Here is a 15337-nt window from a genome sequence, read left to right on the forward strand (position 1 = left end):
TGGGAGACTAAAGATGTATTTGATAAGAAGGGGTATTCAAATTTTTGTAATCTCGATATTAGGCTTTATGCTTTTAGGTTCTCCTGCCATAGCGCAGATGAAAATACTATCTGTGCCAGGTTGCCCCTTCTTCGTAGTAGTAAACTTTTCAAGAGGCCTGGTGGAATCTGCATATTTTAGAAGCCCTGCAGGAATACAAAAGCTCCTTCCCATAGAGGGGAGTCTACTGATTAGCCAAAAATACTCGAAGTTTGACATGGATAAGGATCTAACCAAAGACATTCTTTGGGTCCTAACCTTCGGAGAACCAACAAATAGACAAAGAGGACTTCAAATGTGGATTGGCTACTCAAGTCGTCAAAAGACCATATGGGTAGACATATGTCCAGTAGCAAGCACCCTTTGGGATTACTTACCCATAAAACTTAACCTTCCAGAGGGTGTTTTGCCTTATGTCCTGCCTCAATTGCCCAAATATGATGATTTACCCCCATTTGGAGGGCCCAAAACATTGACTTTCGTCTGCACCATAAAACTGACAAATAATGGTCCTAAATTTGTGCCTCAACCTGAGGTTTACAAACAGCTTCTGAAAATAGCGGAGCTAGTAGCGAGCTCAGAACGGTACCCTAAACGCAAGGAATCGTATTTCTATCTAATTAACGACTATAAAAATCTATCTTCTGGCACGCCACCAACATTAGATGCTCTAAAAAGCATCCAATGGAAACGCATCCTTACATTACGCTGGAATAACTAAAAATAAAAGACTAACAAAACTAGCTGGTCACGCTTGCTGGATAACCGATTTCCTCTAAAAGTCTCATTATTTCCTGTGGATTTTCGGTCTCAACCATCACCAATTTCTCCGGCAATGAAACTTTTGCGTCCTCATAGCCAGCATTGGCCAGAACTTGTGTTATCCGCCTAACACAATGCTCGCAAGACATATCTGGAACTTTAAAAACAACCTTAGGCATATTATCAATCCCCTTTTATCCTTAAAGAGTTTAGTACTACCGATATAGAGCTCATAGCCATAGCAACTTCTGCAATGGCCGGATGCAACATACCTGCCATTGCCATTGGGATAGCCACTATATTATATAAAAAGGCCCAAAACAGATTTTGCCTTATTACTTTGAAAGTTTTTCTGGATAACAAAATACTCTTGGCTACTTTAGCCAAGCCTCCCTTTACTATGACAATGTCGGCACTATCAATCGCAAGATCTGCCCCTGAACCAATAGCCACACCAACATCTGCACCCTTAAGGGCTGCAGCATCATTCATGCCATCACCGGCCATCATCACCTTTTTGCCGGTTTTCTGCCAAAATCTGATTATATCCAGCTTTCCCTCGGGATGAACTCCGGCTTTAACTTCTTTTATGCCTAATCTATCAGCTACTGCCTTCGCTGTAATAGGGTTATCACCTGTAGCCATAACTATTGTTATACCTTCATCGTAAAGAGCTTGAACAGCCTCCTTTGAATCACTCCTTATTGGATCTTCTATAACAATAAATCCTAATAACTTACCATTCTTCCAGACTTCAACGACAGTCTTACCTTCTTCCAAAAACTTTGAATATGCTTCTGTAACTTCGGGCTTACCCACTTTATAGTCATTTCCTTGATATTTAAAAAATATCCCCTCTCCAGTTCGTTCTTCCAGCCCCTCAACTTCTACTTCAGTTTTTTCGAGGGCAGAAATAGCTTTAGCCAAGGGGTGATTAGATTGCCTTTCTGCAGCTGCAACAATTTTTAGTTCATCTTCAGGCACAGTGTAATATGTGACTACAGGATTACCCTCTGTCAATGTGCCTGTTTTATCTGTCACAATCACTCCTATATCTTTGGTAGTTTGTATAGCTTCAGCGTTTCTTATAATAAGCCCCAGTTTGTAAGCCTCACCTGCAGCTGCGACCAGGGCCATAGGAGTAGCAAGGCCCAAAGCACAGGGGCAAGCTATAACCAACGTCGCTACCAATACGAAAATAGCAGAAGATATAGGATCATTAGGAACTGCAATCCAGGGCAAGATATGGCCTATCTTGAATACGTATGAGTAAAAAACATCACCGTTGAAATACCATAGAAGGGAGGCTAAAAGTGCCAAAAACACAATTGTAGGAACAAAAAACAAGGTGATTCTATCAGCTAGCGCCTGCAGAGGCACCTTTGTTCCTTGAGCATCCTGAACCAAATCTATCATTTTTGACAGGAATGTATCATCACCCACTTTAGTCACTAAAACCTTTATAGGGCCAGTAAGATTAATAGACCCACCTGTTACAAACGAGCCTTTTTCTTTGGCAACAGGAATCGCCTCTCCTGTTATCATAGATTCATCTACCGAAGAAACGCCCTCCTCTATCACTCCATCAACCGGTATCCTCTCCCCCGGCTTAACAAGCACAAGAAAGTTTTCTTTTACAGCATCTATCGGTACCATTACCTCTTTATCTTCAACAATAACTCTCGCTTCCCTTGCCTGAAGCTTAATAAGAGAACGGATTTCCTTGGTTGCCTTATCACGTAACCTGGACTCTATATACCGACCTGTAATATGGAGAGCAACTATCATAGCGCCAATAGCTCCGAAGGAAACTATAGGCACTCCCAACAAAGCCAGTCCTGCAGTAAGCCACGAGGCAGTGGCACCTAGAAAAATAAGGACATCCATATTGGTATGAAAATGAGAAAGAGCTATCCAGGCTCCTCTGATGGTGCTTCTTCCAGAGTAAAATATAACTACCCCACCTGCCACAAACTCAATAACCTCAAAATAGGGAATATAAAAACCTAACATATGCAAGAACATGGCAATCGAAAGAGGCAAAGTAATAACCAAAGCCCAAAACAAAGCTCTCTTTGTATCTTGATATCGTTTTTGCTCTATACTTTCTGAGGCTTCCTGTGAAGCTTCGTACCCCACTTTCGCTACTGCCTGTTTTAACACCTCGAAAGTAACACCTTCCTCAGCGATAACAAAAGCCGTTTCAGTAGCAAGATTGACTGCAGCAAAACTTACGTCTTCAACTTTATTCAAAGCTCTTTCAACATTTTTAGCACAGGTTGCACAGGTCATACCCAAAATTTTAAAAGAGAACTTCACATACTTATTTTCATCTTCCGTATCACTATTACTATTATTTATGACACTATTTTTATCGGACTCGCGGTAAACAGCTCGTTCCATTCAGATCACCTCATTTCCCTTTACTTGCTTATTTGCTCCTCTAGGTTGAATTGGAAACATTATTTAACGTATAATATACCATGTAAGGTATTGTTATAGAAATATCAAACAACACTAGGGTTGGTGAAACTAACTTATGAGCATAAAACGAGTGACAGGTTTGGCTTTAGTTTTTTTTGCAGTTATTTGCATGCTTGCTGCATTTATTGACCTATATAAAACTTTTGATAATAAAAACGCCATATCTGCAAAAAAATCAGACATCACCACAGCCTCTCCACCGGAAAGTGCTAAGCGCACAATTAGGGTATATTTCTTTTATGGCAATGGTAAGTGTCCCACCTGCGACGCAATAAAAGATGCAACCATAGAAGCTATTTCAGATATAGAGGAAACATACTTCAAAAAATGTGCCATAAATATAGAGTGGAAAGGAATAAACATCGAAGAGGCAGGAAATGAAAAATACATAACTCGATTCAATCTTTTTTCTACCACTGTGGTACTTCAGGACTCAGCAGATCACAAAAACTGGAAGCGTTTGGATGAAGTGTGGAACTTGGCTTCAGACAGGGAAATTCTTAGAAAATATATTAAAGAACAAATACTTAAGTTCGCGGGAGGGTGCTCATAATGGATGTTATACTCTTATCTTCTTCTGCTTTATGGTTAGGAATACTCGCATCCATAAGTCCATGCCCTCTTGCATCCAACATTGCTGCTTTTTCTTTCATTGAGAGGGACTGTACACACCGCAAACAAGTCCTAAAGGCAGGGTTATTCTACACGCTGGGCAGAATAGTGACCTTCACATTTCTGGGCTTCCTGATGGTCAAAAGTACCTCGTCTGTACCTATTATATCTATGGCACTGCAGAAGCACGGTAATATGTTCTTAGGCCCAATCCTAATAATAGTAGGGGTTTTTGTCCTTGACTTACTCGAAATCCCCCCTATGAAGATAACCTCAAGAATACGAGTTTGTAACTCTCATATTGGCAGTTCAAAAGGTGCTTTCCTCATGGGAATTATATTCGCACTAGCTCTATGTCCGGTATCTGCTGCCCTGTTCTTCGGCGGTCTTATCCCTCTGGCTGTAAAGGCGCAAAGAGCTCTTCTGCTTTCTGCCATATTCGGTCTAGGAACAGCTCTACCAGTAAGCTTACTGGCTTTTTCCTTATCCTTAGGAATTACAGCTTTTATAAAATCAGAACAAAAGCTTCAACACATCCAGATATGGATTAGGGGCACCAGCGGTCTTGTCATGATATTCATAGGACTTTATTTCTGCATTGTTTATAACCTCAAAACCTTAATTTGACTTAACTCAAGAGGCAAGAGCAAGTAACAATCATTTATTTACTTACTTACAAGAATTTTTTATTATAATAATCGTGGATTTCTAAAAATATAACAAGCAAAAAAAATCGGGCACAATGGAGGTGTTACGATATGAAGAAATTCAAGTGTCTCCATTGCGGGCATGTGTTCGAAGTAGAAAGCATATCGCCAGGTTTAAAATGCCCCAAGTGTTTGAACAGATTTGTGGAACTTGTTGAAGGCGAACCTATTAAGGGAAAATCGTGGAGCAGCAAAAGTTTCAGCGTTCCAAAAATAAAATAACTACCACTACTCTTTTCCCCATTAATCTGTAGAACTATGAACGTAAAAGTAAAGAGGCTGGTTATATTCTACAACCAGCCTCTTCTTGCAAGTATTTATTTAGCTTTTTTGTTCAGCATTTTTATTCAGCAGCATTACTTTCCCCTGCGCTTGGGCCATGGCCAGACAAGGCATCTTTTGCCTCCTTAACCAGCATTACAGCAAGAATGACAAGCAATATTGATATACCTGCGAGAAGGGGATTTTTTATGTTAGCCTTGATCAAAAAGAACAGGGCTGCCATCGTAGTAGCAATCATAAAGAAGAAAGGATACATGGCAAAAGCATTGTTCTTCTTAAGCCCCAACTTCACCCATACAGCAAGGGCCAAAAGCGCCAGGGCTGCAACCAGCTGATTTGAAGCTCCAAATACAGGCCAAATAAGCTTCCACGCAGGAGTGCCTCCAGTTTTGTAATAGAGAAGGACTAAAGCCACACCCACACCTATAGCTGTAGCTACATAGCGGTTTATTTTCATATCAAAAAATTCCTGGAACTGGTATCTTGCAAGCCTAGTAGCAGTATCTAACGAAGTCAAGAGGAAAGAGTTCAACGCCAAAAGCCCCAAAGAAGTTCCAACTTTAGGATTTATACCTATCAGAGAAGCAAACTGGCCAAGGCCTTTCCCATAAGTCACAGTGGGTCCACCTTTCAGGATTCCTCCTGCCATCATGACCGTCCCAATAGCTATAACGGCTACAACTCCTTCAAGAAGCATAGAACCGTAACCCACCAACTTGGCATCCGTTTCCTTACGAAGCTGCTTAGATGTCGTTCCGCTTCCCACAAGAGAATGGAATCCTGAAATAGCTCCACAAGCAACAATTACGAAGAGCATAGGCCAAAGGTAAACCCCTTCAGTTGGGTTTACCCCTTTGAAAGCCGGAAGGTTAACTTCAAACTTGCTTCCAAATATCATGCCTATGGCACCCAATAATACAGAGAAATAAAGCATATAAGAAGCTAGATAGTCCCTGGGCTGCAAAAGAAGCCATACTGGAAGGACAGAAGCAAAGAATATATATACTGTAAGAATAAGCCTCCAGGTATTTTTGGAAAGGGCAAAAGTAGACTGCACCCACTCATTGCCGCTAGCAAAGAAAACTGCCCCTATAACTATAGGAACCATGACAACAGTTACTACACTCAAAGAAACTCCTCTTTTATATATCAAAACCCCGAAAATCATGGCCATGAATATATAAAGGGTACCAGAAAAAGCTACCGCAGGATCTGCAGCAAAGGTACTGGCCGAAAGTTCCAAAAAGACTGCTATAACCAAAGTCAAAGCAAGCCACGTAAACGTCAAGAAGAGCCTCTTACCTTTTCTTCCTATCCATTTATCCACGACTTCACCGACAGATAGCCCCTTGTGGCGCATAGATGATACAAGGGCACCCATATCATGTACACCACCTAAAAAGGCGGACCCTATCAAACACCATAAATATGTAGGCAACCATCCAAAAAGATTGGCTGCAGCTATAGGTCCAACTATGGGCCCTGCTCCAGCAATAGAAGCAAAGTGGTGTCCCAAAAGAACAGCAGGATGCGCAGGAACATAGTCTACACCATCGAAATACAGCTCAGATGGGGGTTTATTGTCTTCGCTGAGGCCATATACACGTGCTTGAAATCTTCCGTAAAAAACATAACATATAGCAAAAAAGACCACCGCACCTATAAAAAGACCCGCATACATTTTCTGCACCTCCTATTCAAAATATAAATTTTCGTTCAAAACCTGTCATAACTCTTCTTGCTTGACAGCTTCCCTCCTTTCTGTTTTGTCGCTAATCTTGCTCGAAACAACCAAAGCATTTCTCACAAGGGTAGCTAGATCAGAAAATTTTCTATGAACCTTTTTGTCCTCCGGATGATAAAAGAACAAATCAATCCAACCACGGAAACCAAATAAAAAGCTCTTGTGAAACATCTTGGTATGAGTTAAGGCGGGGTTTTCTGTCACTAAAAGAACGCGCTGAGTCATAACATCTGGTATGGGCTTCCACTGCTCCAAAATTTTTTGAGCCGAAGCCAAGCCTTGATGGCTAAAGATTACATAATCATAAGCATAATACCTGGCAATCTCGCCCATAAGAGAATCTTTCTTGAATGTTACTTTCCGATAAAACCCTCTCAAATCATGCCATTCCCACAGCGTAAAACCGTATTCTTCCCAAAAAAAATTAATTTCAAATACTTTCCTATGGGAAAACAAAACATTCACCACCTTGTGTTTAATATTCATTATACAATACTGCTTAAAATGTGCAATATATTATCACGGTACAATCAATGCCTAACAACGCTTATTCAGGAAAAATGAAGTTGCAAAAATATGTTTTGCCATATATAATGTCCGGCGAAGGGCGACTAGCTCAGTGGGAGAGCGCTTCCTTCACACGGAAGAGGTCACAGGTTCGAACCCTGTGTCGCCCACCATATAAAGTAAAAAAGGAGAGGAGCTTTTGCTCCTCTCCTTTTTTTACCCAACCATTCACGGATACAACAAAGTTATATTCCTCTTCTTATAGCTTGTTCCCTTTCTGGTCCCACTCCTATCAAAGTAATGGGAATCCCCACCTTTTCTTCGATGAATTCTACGTACATCCTAGCCTCTTTCGGAAGAGATTCAAAAGTCCTGCAGTCTCCTATATCCTCTGGCCATCCTGGCAATTCTTCGTAGATAGGTTTAACTTTCTCCAAAAAAGTACTACTTCCAGAAAAATTCTCAGTCTTACCCTCATCACTGATATAAGACGTGCAAACATGAATTTTGTCTAGTCCAGATAAGACATCCAACTTTGTAAGAGCCAACATGGTTATGCCATTTACCCTCACTGCATAACGCAAGGCAACCAAATCCAACCACCCACAGCGCCTTGGCCTACCTGTAGTTGCCCCGTATTCTCCACCACGCTCTCTAAGTAAGTTAGCGGTTTCCTCACCAGCTTCTGTAGGGAAAGGACCAGCTCCAACCCTAGTGCAATAAGCCTTAGCAACCCCTATAACATTGGAAATGGAAGATGGGCCTATCCCCAAACCTGTCAAGCCTCCACCTATGGTGGCATTAGAACTCGTAACATAAGGGTAAGTCCCATGGTCTATGTCCAGAAGAGCTCCCTGGGCTCCCTCTAACAGGACTGTCTTTCCTTGCTGCAGAGCCTTTTCAATCTCCAAAGAACAATCTCCTACAAAAGGAGCTAATCTTGCCCCCCATTCCTTGGCTTGTTCAAAAACTTTGCCGAAAGCTAAAGGCTCTTCGTTATATACCTTCGAAAGGATAGCGTTTTTCAACTCTAAATTATAGGAAAGCTTTTCTCTCAACACATCTTCATTCAACAAATCCTCAACCCTGATACCACATCTACTTATCTTATCAACATAACAAGGCCCTATTCCTCTTTTCGTGGTACCAATCCGTCTTCCAATACCACGGAATCTCTCTTCCATACCATCAAGGAATTTATGATAAGGCATAACAACATGGGCAGCCCCGCTTATTATCAATCTGGCTCTATCTTTATGTTTTTTCTGAAGTTCTCCCAGCTCCTCTAGCAATTGATCTGGATCTACAACTACTCCATTGCCAATTATGCATGTTTTACCAGAGAAAAGGATACCCGAAGGTAGAAGATGAAATACATGTTTCTCACCTTCCGCTATTACAGTATGGCCCGCATTGGCACCTCCTTGGAATCGAGCAACCACATCAACTCTTGACGCTATAGCATCTACGACCCTTCCTTTTCCTTCATCGCCCCATTGGGCTCCTAATAAGGCTTCAATCTTCCCTCTCACAACTATTCCTCCTCTATGCCCAGAGGGTAATTTTCAAGATATTCAGGCACAGTGACAAATTCTACATCAGGATGGGCACTTTTGTATATAGATTCCAAAAATATAATGGTGTTTTCTCTTACGTGGCAAATTCCTACAGCTCCCCCATTTTTTTTGGCTATCTTCTTAAGCTGAGCGAATCGATTCTTCATAACATTTATATCAGGATCTCCATCAAGAAACACCCTATTCCTTGCACTTGGCACTCCTGCTTTGCGAGCAACTTCGAAAGCTACTGAATTAGAGCTAGTCCTACTATCTAAAAACAGCAACCCCTCCGCTGCTATTTCATCAATCACTGCAGTCATAACTCTCCTGTCAGATGTTGCCCTTGACCCTCTGTGGTTATTAAGGCCACACGTCCCTGGAAGGGACCATATGGCATTTCTTACAACTTGCCTAATCCTGTTATACGACATATTCACCCCCACAAGAAAGGGCCCTTTATCGGAATCAGAATAAGCTTGCATAGGAAGATGAACAATAAAAGGTATTCCTCTATTTCTCGCCATTTCTGCTATTTTTGCACTGTAAGACTTATATGGGATTATGGCCCATGTTAACGGTAAATCAATATCTGCTATCTTCTTTGCCTCTACTAGAGAAAAACCAAAATCGTCAACCACTATAGCCACTTTTGGCTTATTAACCGCAAAGGCACACGTTCTATCATAAAAACAAGCGCAGATTATTACAGTTAAAAAAATCCAATGCAAAACTGTCGCTTTTATGTAAATCGACCTTCCTTCTTCTTGCAAAGCCCCTAGTTTTAAGGCTTAACCTCCTGCAGTGTGAGCTTGTTAAGCTCTTCTAGAGCTCTTTTAAGTTGTACATCCTTTGTATGATCTTTCTGAAACTCTCCCTCTACCACTACGTTGGGTTCTAAGCCCTTCTTATCTATAACTGTACCATTAGGCGTATAGTATTTAGCTATAGTAACGAAAATACCGGATGCATCTGGCAGGTAGAACAACGTTTGCACTGACCCCTTACCAAAGGTCTTTTTGCCCATTATCGTAGCCCTTTTATGGTCCTTAAGAGCACCAGCTAGAATCTCTGACGCACTGGCACTCCCTTCATTCACTAAAACCACGATTGGGCTATCCGTCATCCTGCCTGGTGTGCCATAATAAACTTCGTTGGCCCTTTCAAAACGTCCCTTAGTGCTAACTATCACCCCATCGTCTATAAGTAAATCCGCAACCCCTATGCAGGCATCTAAAAGGCCTCCAGGGTTGTTTCTTAGATCCAAGACAATCCCTTTTGCGCCCTTTGAAATAACGTCATTAAGAGCATCCATAAATTCTTTCTTTGTCTTTTGATTAAATTGTATTATTCTTATATACCCAAATTTATCCAACATCTCATGCCTTACTGTGTGTATTTGAATAAGCTCACGGGTTATTTCAAATTTAATAAGGCCCTCATGGTCTTCTCTTCTAACCCATATAGTTACTTTGGTCCCTGGTTCTCCCCTAAGATTCTTAACAACCTTGTCTTGATCCCATCCATAAATCACTTCGTCACCTATTTTTACGATCTCGTCCATGGGCTTAACGCCTGCTCTCTCTGCAGGCGTATCTTCAATTGGGCTTATTATCAGTGTCCTACCATCTCTCTGCCCAATATATATTCCAAGTCCTCCATATTCTCCTTCCATTTCTATCTCTTCATTTTCTAATTCTTTGGGATCCACGAAACGTGTATATGGATCTCCCCAAGATTTAACCATTCCTTCGATAGCTCCATAAAGGATCTCCTCTTCCTTTATGTTCTCTGGGGGCTCAACGTAGTAAGTTTCCATTATTATTCTAGCTTGCTTTATCAACCACAACTCTGAAGGACTAAAAGGCAATAATTCCTTTATCTCTGGGTTCTTTAATATCTTGTCTTCTTCTGCAAAGGTTATCAGAACCCCACCTGCAAGGATAATACCGATAATAACTCCGATAATCACATCCCTAAATCTCTTCCACATTTCCTACGTCCACCTCTCTAACGACATCTGATGTGATGCTTACTATCTATCGCCTTAAATACTTCATAGGGTCTACAGCTTTGCCATTTACCCTCACTTCAAAATGAAGGTGGGCTCCTGTTGTTAAACCTGTTTTCCCAACGTTTCCTATGGTTTGTCCTGCTCTCACCTTACTACCCTCCGAAACAGACACCCTCGAAAGGTGAGCATAAACTGTAGTTAGATTGCTCCCATGGTCCAAAACAATTATCTGTCCATATCCATTAAGCCAACCCGTAAACAGGACCTCTCCATCGGCCGCTGCCTTTACAGGACTTCCTTCCTTTGCGCTTATATCCAATCCGGTATGCACCGTTTTCGTCTTGAAAACAGGATGTACCCTCACCCCGAATCTACTAGTAATTTTTCCTCTCACAGGCCACCGCAGTTTTCCTCCCTTATACGTAAGGACAGCAGAAGAACTTCTAGAGGCCAATTGTCTCTTCTTTGAGATTAAATATCTTATTTTATTTTTCAATTCCTCTTGAGCATCCTGAAGTTCCTTGGCTGCCTTCATGTGAAGTTCTTTCCGTTTAGAGATCCTTTTAAGCAACTCTTCTCTCTTTGCTTGGGCCACTCTCAGCGCACGTTTTTTGCTCTCAAGTTCAGCCTTCTGCTTAATTAAAAGCCCTTTATGAGCTTCTAGTTCTTTCTTGGACTCCTCAAGTCTCTTTGAGGAATCCATCAATGTTGAAATTAATCTCTTGTCTTGTTCAGATATCCTCCTTAGCAGGAATACATTGTTTAGAACTTCATGAGCGCTCGATGCTGATAAAATAAGATTAAATTGTGCAACATTACCATATTTATATAAGGCCACAAGACGCCTCGTTAATATTTTTTTGGCTGAGTCAATATTTCCATTGGTTTTAGATATTTTCTTAGTAAGTTCCTCTATTTTCATTTGAGTGCGCTTCTCTTTAAGGTTCAAAAGCTTGATTTGCTGTTCTAATAACACTATATTCTGCCCTATTCCCGAAAGATCTTTTAAGATATTTTTCTCCTTTTTCTTGGCTTGCAAAACCTGGCGCTTATGGTAATTTATCTGCCTTTTTATCGTCTCAAGGCGCTTTTCTTCTATTTTGATCGAAGTATCTAAATCTGAAGCGGCGGAGCTACTTGCAAGAGCAATCGTTGATATAAGACATGCTGAAATTCCCCCTCCAAAAAGAGCTATAAAAAACAATAATATGGCTATGCAGCGCCTTTTATACATCACCTCTACCCCCCAACAGCACTAATGGGGCCTCATAGCTTGTCTAACAAACTTGGAAACTGCCAGCCAACTACAGATCCATCCCACAGTCAACCCTCCACCAACTAGCAAAAGCCATAAATCCATAACAACCGCTCTATCTGTCATAAAATTTAAAAAGGGCATGCTGGCCTTTAAGGCGCCCACAACCCTATCGTATGATAAAAACACACTTGCTCCTGCTAATAATGCCCCTAATGCACTTATGATGGATCCATGAAGAACAAAAGGGAAAGCCACAAACCCAGGCGTAGCACCTATTAGCAGCATTATCTCTATTTCCTCTCTCCTAGCATATACTCCGATTCGTATGGTATTGAAAACCACCAAGGCACCTACGGCTAACGCAATGGCTAATACCCCAAAAGAAAACTTTGAGATGAATCTTGATATTATCTCTAATCGTTTCGCCAACTCCCCTGCATATACTATATCCTCCACTTCTTCCATGGACAAAAGCTCTCTAGCTACGACTGAAACAGCACTAGCATTCTTTAGCTTTATTTCCACACTCGGGGGGAGAGGGTTATCATCAAGCAAAGTTAAAACATCTGCCTGATTCCCAAGCCTCGCTCTTAATATTTCCAACGCTTTGTCCGGTGTAACAATCCTAACCGAATCAACACAATCCAACTTTCCAATCTTATCAGCCACAACCTCTGCTGCAGTTCCTTTTTTATTTACGTAAGCTGTAATCACAAGATTATTTTCTATTCCTGCAACAATATGCTTTGTATTCATTACAAATAAAATGCTGCAACTCATCAAGAAAAAAACCGCCACAGTCGTAACAAGTGTCAGAAAACTTAGAGTAATATTTCTTGTAACCAATCGGAACGCATCACGAAGGACATAGCTAAAAGTCGTCATTTATCTCAAACCTACCCTTCCTTTCATCTCTTACAACGCGTCCCCCTCTCAAACTAATAACTCTCTGCCTAAATTCATCAACAATATATTGGTTGTGAGTAGCCACAACAACTGTAGTTCCCATAGCATTTATTGATAGTAGAATTTTCATTATGGCCTCTGCGGTTTGCAAATCCAAATTCCCTGTAGGCTCATCAGCCAACAAAATACTGGGACAATTTATAGTAGCCCTCGCTATAGCCAGCCTCTGCTGCTCCCCACCAGAAAGCTGCTCAGGATAAAGAAATCGCCTACGCCAAAGACCCATTTTGTCCAGGATCTCATTTGTCCTCTCTTCTATAAGGTCTTTAGGCATTCCTATCGCTTCTTGGACGAAGGTTAGGTTTTCATAAGCCGTCAGGTGGGACAGCAAACGAAAGTCTTGAAAGACCACCCCTATTTCCCTTCTGTAATAGGCAATATCTGTCATACCTAATTTGCGCAGATCTGTTCCTCCGACTAACACTCTTCCTTTAGTGGGAACTACCTCTCTCGTTATAAGGCGCATTAGAGTAGTTTTGCCCGACCCTGTAGGACCTACCAAATAGACAAAATCACCTTGCGGAATAGTAATATTTATGTTCCTGAGAGCTAAAATATCTGGAGGGAACTGCTTTATGACGTTCTCTATTTTTATTTCCATGCTTACCTCCTTCTCAAAGCCCAAACTTGAGCAGAAGCACCTACTATCTCTCTGTAAGTCAATCCATAATATTCCTGAAGCTCCCTCGCTGTACCACTTTGACCATATCTGTCAGCAACTCCTACCAACCTTATAGGAACAGGGTACTCCTCGCTTATTACTCTAGCAACAGCCTCACCAAGGCCACCAATAACATTATGCTCCTCAGCAACCACACAACATCCTGTCCTCCTAATGGAAGCAAGGATTTGCTGGACCGCCAGAGGCTTTATACAATAGCAGTCCAAAACCTCAGCATTTATGCCTTGTCGCCCAAGGATCGCCGCAGCTTTAAGGGCCTCATGCACCATAATCCCACAGGCACATATTGTCACTCCATCTCCAGGTCTTAGTAACTTAGCCGCTCCTGGGTGGAAATCTTTATCATCTTCTTTATAAATTTCCGGGGTGGGCTCTCGTCCTACCCTCAAATAAGCTGGCCCCTGTATTTCACCTAGGAGCAGGGTCAACACTGCCGCTGAATGAAAATCTGAAGCTACAAAAACCTTCATATTGGGCAAACTTCTCATAAGAGCAATGTCCTCTGTCATCTGATGAGTGACGCCATCTTCCCCTACCGTTATTCCACCATGGGTGCCAACTAGTTTTACATTTAGGTTAGGCATGGCAACACAAGTTCGGATCTGCTCATACGCCCTGGTAGTAAGAAAAGCAGCAAAGGAGCTTACAAAGGGGAGTTCTCCACAGAGAGCCATACCAGAAGCTACTAAAACGGCCTCTTGTTCTGCTATTCCCACATTAAAAAACCTTTTATTAAAGGCTCTTCTAAAACCCTCCGTACGAGTTGAAGTTGCTACATCCGCATCTACAACAACCACATCTTCTCTTAGGCGACCCAATTCACATAGGGCCTTTCCAAATCCATCACGGCTACTCTTCTTATCCACTTTGCTCTTCCCCTTCTTGGAAATATGCCTTGTCAAATGCCTCCAGCTCCCTAAGCGCTTCTTCCATTAGAAGACGAGTAACAGGTTCCGTTGGACGAAGCAAGCCTTCCTCTATTTTCTTTAGCCCTTTCCCCGGTCGTGTTCTAGCCAAGATTATGGTAGGACTTCCTTTATGCATGTTTATTTCTGTGAAAACTTTTTCTAATTCTTTCAGGTCATGCCCATCGCACGAAAGCACCTTCCACCCAAAAGCCTCAAGTTTTTCCTCCATGGGTTCCAAATTGCTTATATTCTCAATTCTTCCCTCCATTTGGCATCCATTAACATCGACTATTGCCGTAAGGTTATCCAATTTGTAATGGCTAGCATTCATTATGGATTCCCAAACAACTCCTTCCTGAAACTCTCCGTCACCTAACAAACAATATACCTTACTGGCAGACTTTCTTAACCTCAAAGAAAGGGCCATACCTACAGCTATGCCTAGCCCCATCCCTAAAGAACCGCTGGACGCATCTATTCCCGGAGTCCTGCGATACTCAGGATGCCCTTGCAACATAGAACCAAGCCTCTTGTAACTCCAAAGCTCTTCTCGGCCAAAAAAGCCTAGCCGTGCTAAAACAGCATACAAAGCTGGACACGCATGTCCCTTGCTAAAAACAAGACGGTCACGCCCTTCCCAATTAGGCCGTTGAGGATCAACCCGCATGACTTCCCAATACAGATATACAAGTATTTCCACAACCGAAAGGGAAGACGCTAGATGGTTTGCGTTGGCAACTCCTATAGTCCTTACTACGTCTTTTCTAACTTCTAACGCCGTCTTCGCTAAGAACTTCTCTCTGTCTTTGTCCATAT

At 41.8% G+C, this 15337-nt stretch carries 16 protein-coding genes and 1 tRNA gene; 5 read left to right on the top strand and 12 right to left on the bottom strand.

The window, feature by feature from the left end; all coding sequences use genetic code 11:
- Nucleotides 1-13 precede the first annotated feature (13 nt).
- Nucleotides 14-760, top strand: coding sequence for a hypothetical protein (locus tag H0Z23_RS02090; RefSeq protein WP_296867300.1), 747 nt, complete (start codon nt 14-16; stop codon nt 758-760).
- 19 nt (nt 761-779) lie between these two features.
- On the opposite strand, the gene H0Z23_RS02095 is transcribed toward H0Z23_RS02090, so the two are convergent.
- Together H0Z23_RS02095 and H0Z23_RS02100 are read right to left on the bottom strand one after the other, a co-directional pair.
- Nucleotides 780-980 carry a heavy-metal-associated domain-containing protein gene (locus H0Z23_RS02095; RefSeq protein ID WP_296867301.1) on the bottom strand — a complete coding sequence of 67 codons (201 nt, stop codon included), beginning with the start codon at nt 978-980 and terminating at the stop codon, nt 780-782.
- 4 nt (nt 981-984) lie between these two features.
- A complete protein-coding gene (locus H0Z23_RS02100; protein ID WP_296867302.1) occupies nt 985-3204 on the bottom strand; it encodes a cation-translocating P-type ATPase in 2220 nt (739 codons plus the stop codon).
- A gap of 136 nt (nt 3205-3340) precedes the next feature.
- Between H0Z23_RS02100 and H0Z23_RS02105 the strand changes: the two genes are divergently transcribed.
- The 3 genes from H0Z23_RS02105 (at nt 3341) to H0Z23_RS02115 (ending at nt 4826) form a co-directional block, all read left to right on the top strand.
- Nucleotides 3341-3838 (top strand): nitrophenyl compound nitroreductase subunit ArsF family protein, encoded by a 498-nt coding sequence (locus tag H0Z23_RS02105; RefSeq protein WP_296867303.1) that lies wholly within the window; start codon nt 3341-3343, stop codon nt 3836-3838.
- Entirely contained in the window at nt 3838-4524 is a 687-nt protein-coding gene (locus tag H0Z23_RS02110; protein ID WP_296867304.1) for an aromatic aminobenezylarsenical efflux permease ArsG family transporter, read from the top strand. Before H0Z23_RS02105 ends, H0Z23_RS02110 begins: the two co-directional genes overlap by 1 nt.
- Before the next feature lie 131 nt (nt 4525-4655).
- Nucleotides 4656-4826, top strand: coding sequence for a hydrogenase expression protein HypA/HybF (locus tag H0Z23_RS02115; RefSeq protein ID WP_296867305.1), 171 nt, complete (start codon nt 4656-4658; stop codon nt 4824-4826).
- Nucleotides 4827-4947: 121 nt separating this feature from the next.
- On the opposite strand, the gene H0Z23_RS02120 is transcribed toward H0Z23_RS02115, so the two are convergent.
- The gene (locus H0Z23_RS02120) at nt 4948-6567 is read right to left on the bottom strand and encodes a carbon starvation protein A (protein WP_296867306.1); all 1620 of its coding nucleotides are present in this window, start codon (nt 6565-6567) and stop codon (nt 4948-4950) included.
- Between the two features lie 45 nt (nt 6568-6612).
- Nucleotides 6613-7086, bottom strand: coding sequence for a hypothetical protein (locus H0Z23_RS02125; protein ID WP_296867307.1), 474 nt, complete (start codon nt 7084-7086; stop codon nt 6613-6615).
- Between the two features lie 149 nt (nt 7087-7235).
- On the opposite strand from H0Z23_RS02125, the gene H0Z23_RS02130 reads away from it, so the two are divergent.
- Nucleotides 7236-7310 (top strand) — tRNA-Val (locus tag H0Z23_RS02130).
- A 72-nt stretch (nt 7311-7382) separates the two neighbouring features.
- Here the strand turns inward: H0Z23_RS02130 and H0Z23_RS02135 are convergent.
- The 8 genes from H0Z23_RS02135 to H0Z23_RS02170 all read right to left on the bottom strand — a co-directional run bounded on the left by H0Z23_RS02135 (nt 7383) and on the right by H0Z23_RS02170 (nt 15335).
- The gene (locus tag H0Z23_RS02135; RefSeq protein ID WP_296867308.1) at nt 7383-8669 is read right to left on the bottom strand and encodes an adenylosuccinate synthase; all 1287 of its coding nucleotides are present in this window, start codon (nt 8667-8669) and stop codon (nt 7383-7385) included.
- A gap of 2 nt (nt 8670-8671) precedes the next feature.
- Complete coding sequence (locus H0Z23_RS02140) at nt 8672-9424, bottom strand: divergent polysaccharide deacetylase family protein (protein ID WP_296867309.1); 753 nt, start codon at nt 9422-9424, stop codon at nt 8672-8674.
- A gap of 53 nt (nt 9425-9477) precedes the next feature.
- The gene (locus H0Z23_RS02145) at nt 9478-10686 is read right to left on the bottom strand and encodes a S41 family peptidase (protein ID WP_296867310.1); all 1209 of its coding nucleotides are present in this window, start codon (nt 10684-10686) and stop codon (nt 9478-9480) included.
- 46 nt (nt 10687-10732) lie between these two features.
- Nucleotides 10733-11941, bottom strand: a complete 1209-nt coding sequence (locus H0Z23_RS02150; RefSeq protein WP_296867311.1) for a peptidoglycan DD-metalloendopeptidase family protein — start codon at nt 11939-11941, stop codon at nt 10733-10735.
- 21 nt (nt 11942-11962) lie between these two features.
- Nucleotides 11963-12721 carry a permease-like cell division protein FtsX gene (locus H0Z23_RS02155; RefSeq protein WP_296867312.1) on the bottom strand — a complete coding sequence of 253 codons (759 nt, stop codon included), beginning with the start codon at nt 12719-12721 and terminating at the stop codon, nt 11963-11965.
- A 115-nt stretch (nt 12722-12836) separates the two neighbouring features.
- Nucleotides 12837-13532 carry an ATP-binding cassette domain-containing protein gene (locus H0Z23_RS02160; RefSeq protein ID WP_296867313.1) on the bottom strand — a complete coding sequence of 232 codons (696 nt, stop codon included), beginning with the start codon at nt 13530-13532 and terminating at the stop codon, nt 12837-12839.
- Between the two features lie 2 nt (nt 13533-13534).
- Nucleotides 13535-14479, bottom strand: coding sequence for a transketolase C-terminal domain-containing protein (locus tag H0Z23_RS02165; protein ID WP_296867314.1), 945 nt, complete (start codon nt 14477-14479; stop codon nt 13535-13537).
- Entirely contained in the window at nt 14472-15335 is an 864-nt protein-coding gene (locus H0Z23_RS02170) for a transketolase (protein WP_296867315.1), read from the bottom strand. Before H0Z23_RS02170 ends, H0Z23_RS02165 begins: the two co-directional genes overlap by 8 nt.
- Nucleotides 15336-15337: the final 2 nt, after the last annotated feature.

The sequence above is a fragment of the Thermovirga sp. genome (assembly GCF_017656375.1).
Taxonomy (GTDB): domain Bacteria; phylum Synergistota; class Synergistia; order Synergistales; family Thermovirgaceae; genus Thermovirga.

What these genes read in the sequence shown, in the direction of transcription:
- H0Z23_RS02145 (WP_296867310.1), bottom strand. Translation starts at nt 10,686, where the DNA reads ATGTGGAAGAGATTTAGGGATGTGATTATCGGAGTTATTATCGGTATT.
- H0Z23_RS02095 (WP_296867301.1), bottom strand. Translation starts at nt 980, where the DNA reads ATGCCTAAGGTTGTTTTTAAAGTTCCAGATATGTCTTGCGAGCATTGT.
- H0Z23_RS02115 (WP_296867305.1), top strand. Translation starts at nt 4,656, where the DNA reads ATGAAGAAATTCAAGTGTCTCCATTGCGGGCATGTGTTCGAAGTAGAA.
- H0Z23_RS02155 (WP_296867312.1), bottom strand. Translation starts at nt 12,721, where the DNA reads ATGAATACAAAGCATATTGTTGCAGGAATAGAAAATAATCTTGTGATT.
- H0Z23_RS02110 (WP_296867304.1), top strand. Translation starts at nt 3,838, where the DNA reads ATGGATGTTATACTCTTATCTTCTTCTGCTTTATGGTTAGGAATACTC.
- H0Z23_RS02170 (WP_296867315.1), bottom strand. Translation starts at nt 15,335, where the DNA reads ATGGACAAAGACAGAGAGAAGTTCTTAGCGAAGACGGCGTTAGAAGTT.
- H0Z23_RS02100 (WP_296867302.1), bottom strand. Translation starts at nt 3,204, where the DNA reads ATGGAACGAGCTGTTTACCGCGAGTCCGATAAAAATAGTGTCATAAAT.
- H0Z23_RS02090 (WP_296867300.1), top strand. Translation starts at nt 14, where the DNA reads ATGTATTTGATAAGAAGGGGTATTCAAATTTTTGTAATCTCGATATTA.
- H0Z23_RS02120 (WP_296867306.1), bottom strand. Translation starts at nt 6,567, where the DNA reads ATGTATGCGGGTCTTTTTATAGGTGCGGTGGTCTTTTTTGCTATATGT.
- H0Z23_RS02150 (WP_296867311.1), bottom strand. Translation starts at nt 11,941, where the DNA reads ATGTATAAAAGGCGCTGCATAGCCATATTATTGTTTTTTATAGCTCTT.
- H0Z23_RS02105 (WP_296867303.1), top strand. Translation starts at nt 3,341, where the DNA reads ATGAGCATAAAACGAGTGACAGGTTTGGCTTTAGTTTTTTTTGCAGTT.
- H0Z23_RS02160 (WP_296867313.1), bottom strand. Translation starts at nt 13,532, where the DNA reads ATGGAAATAAAAATAGAGAACGTCATAAAGCAGTTCCCTCCAGATATT.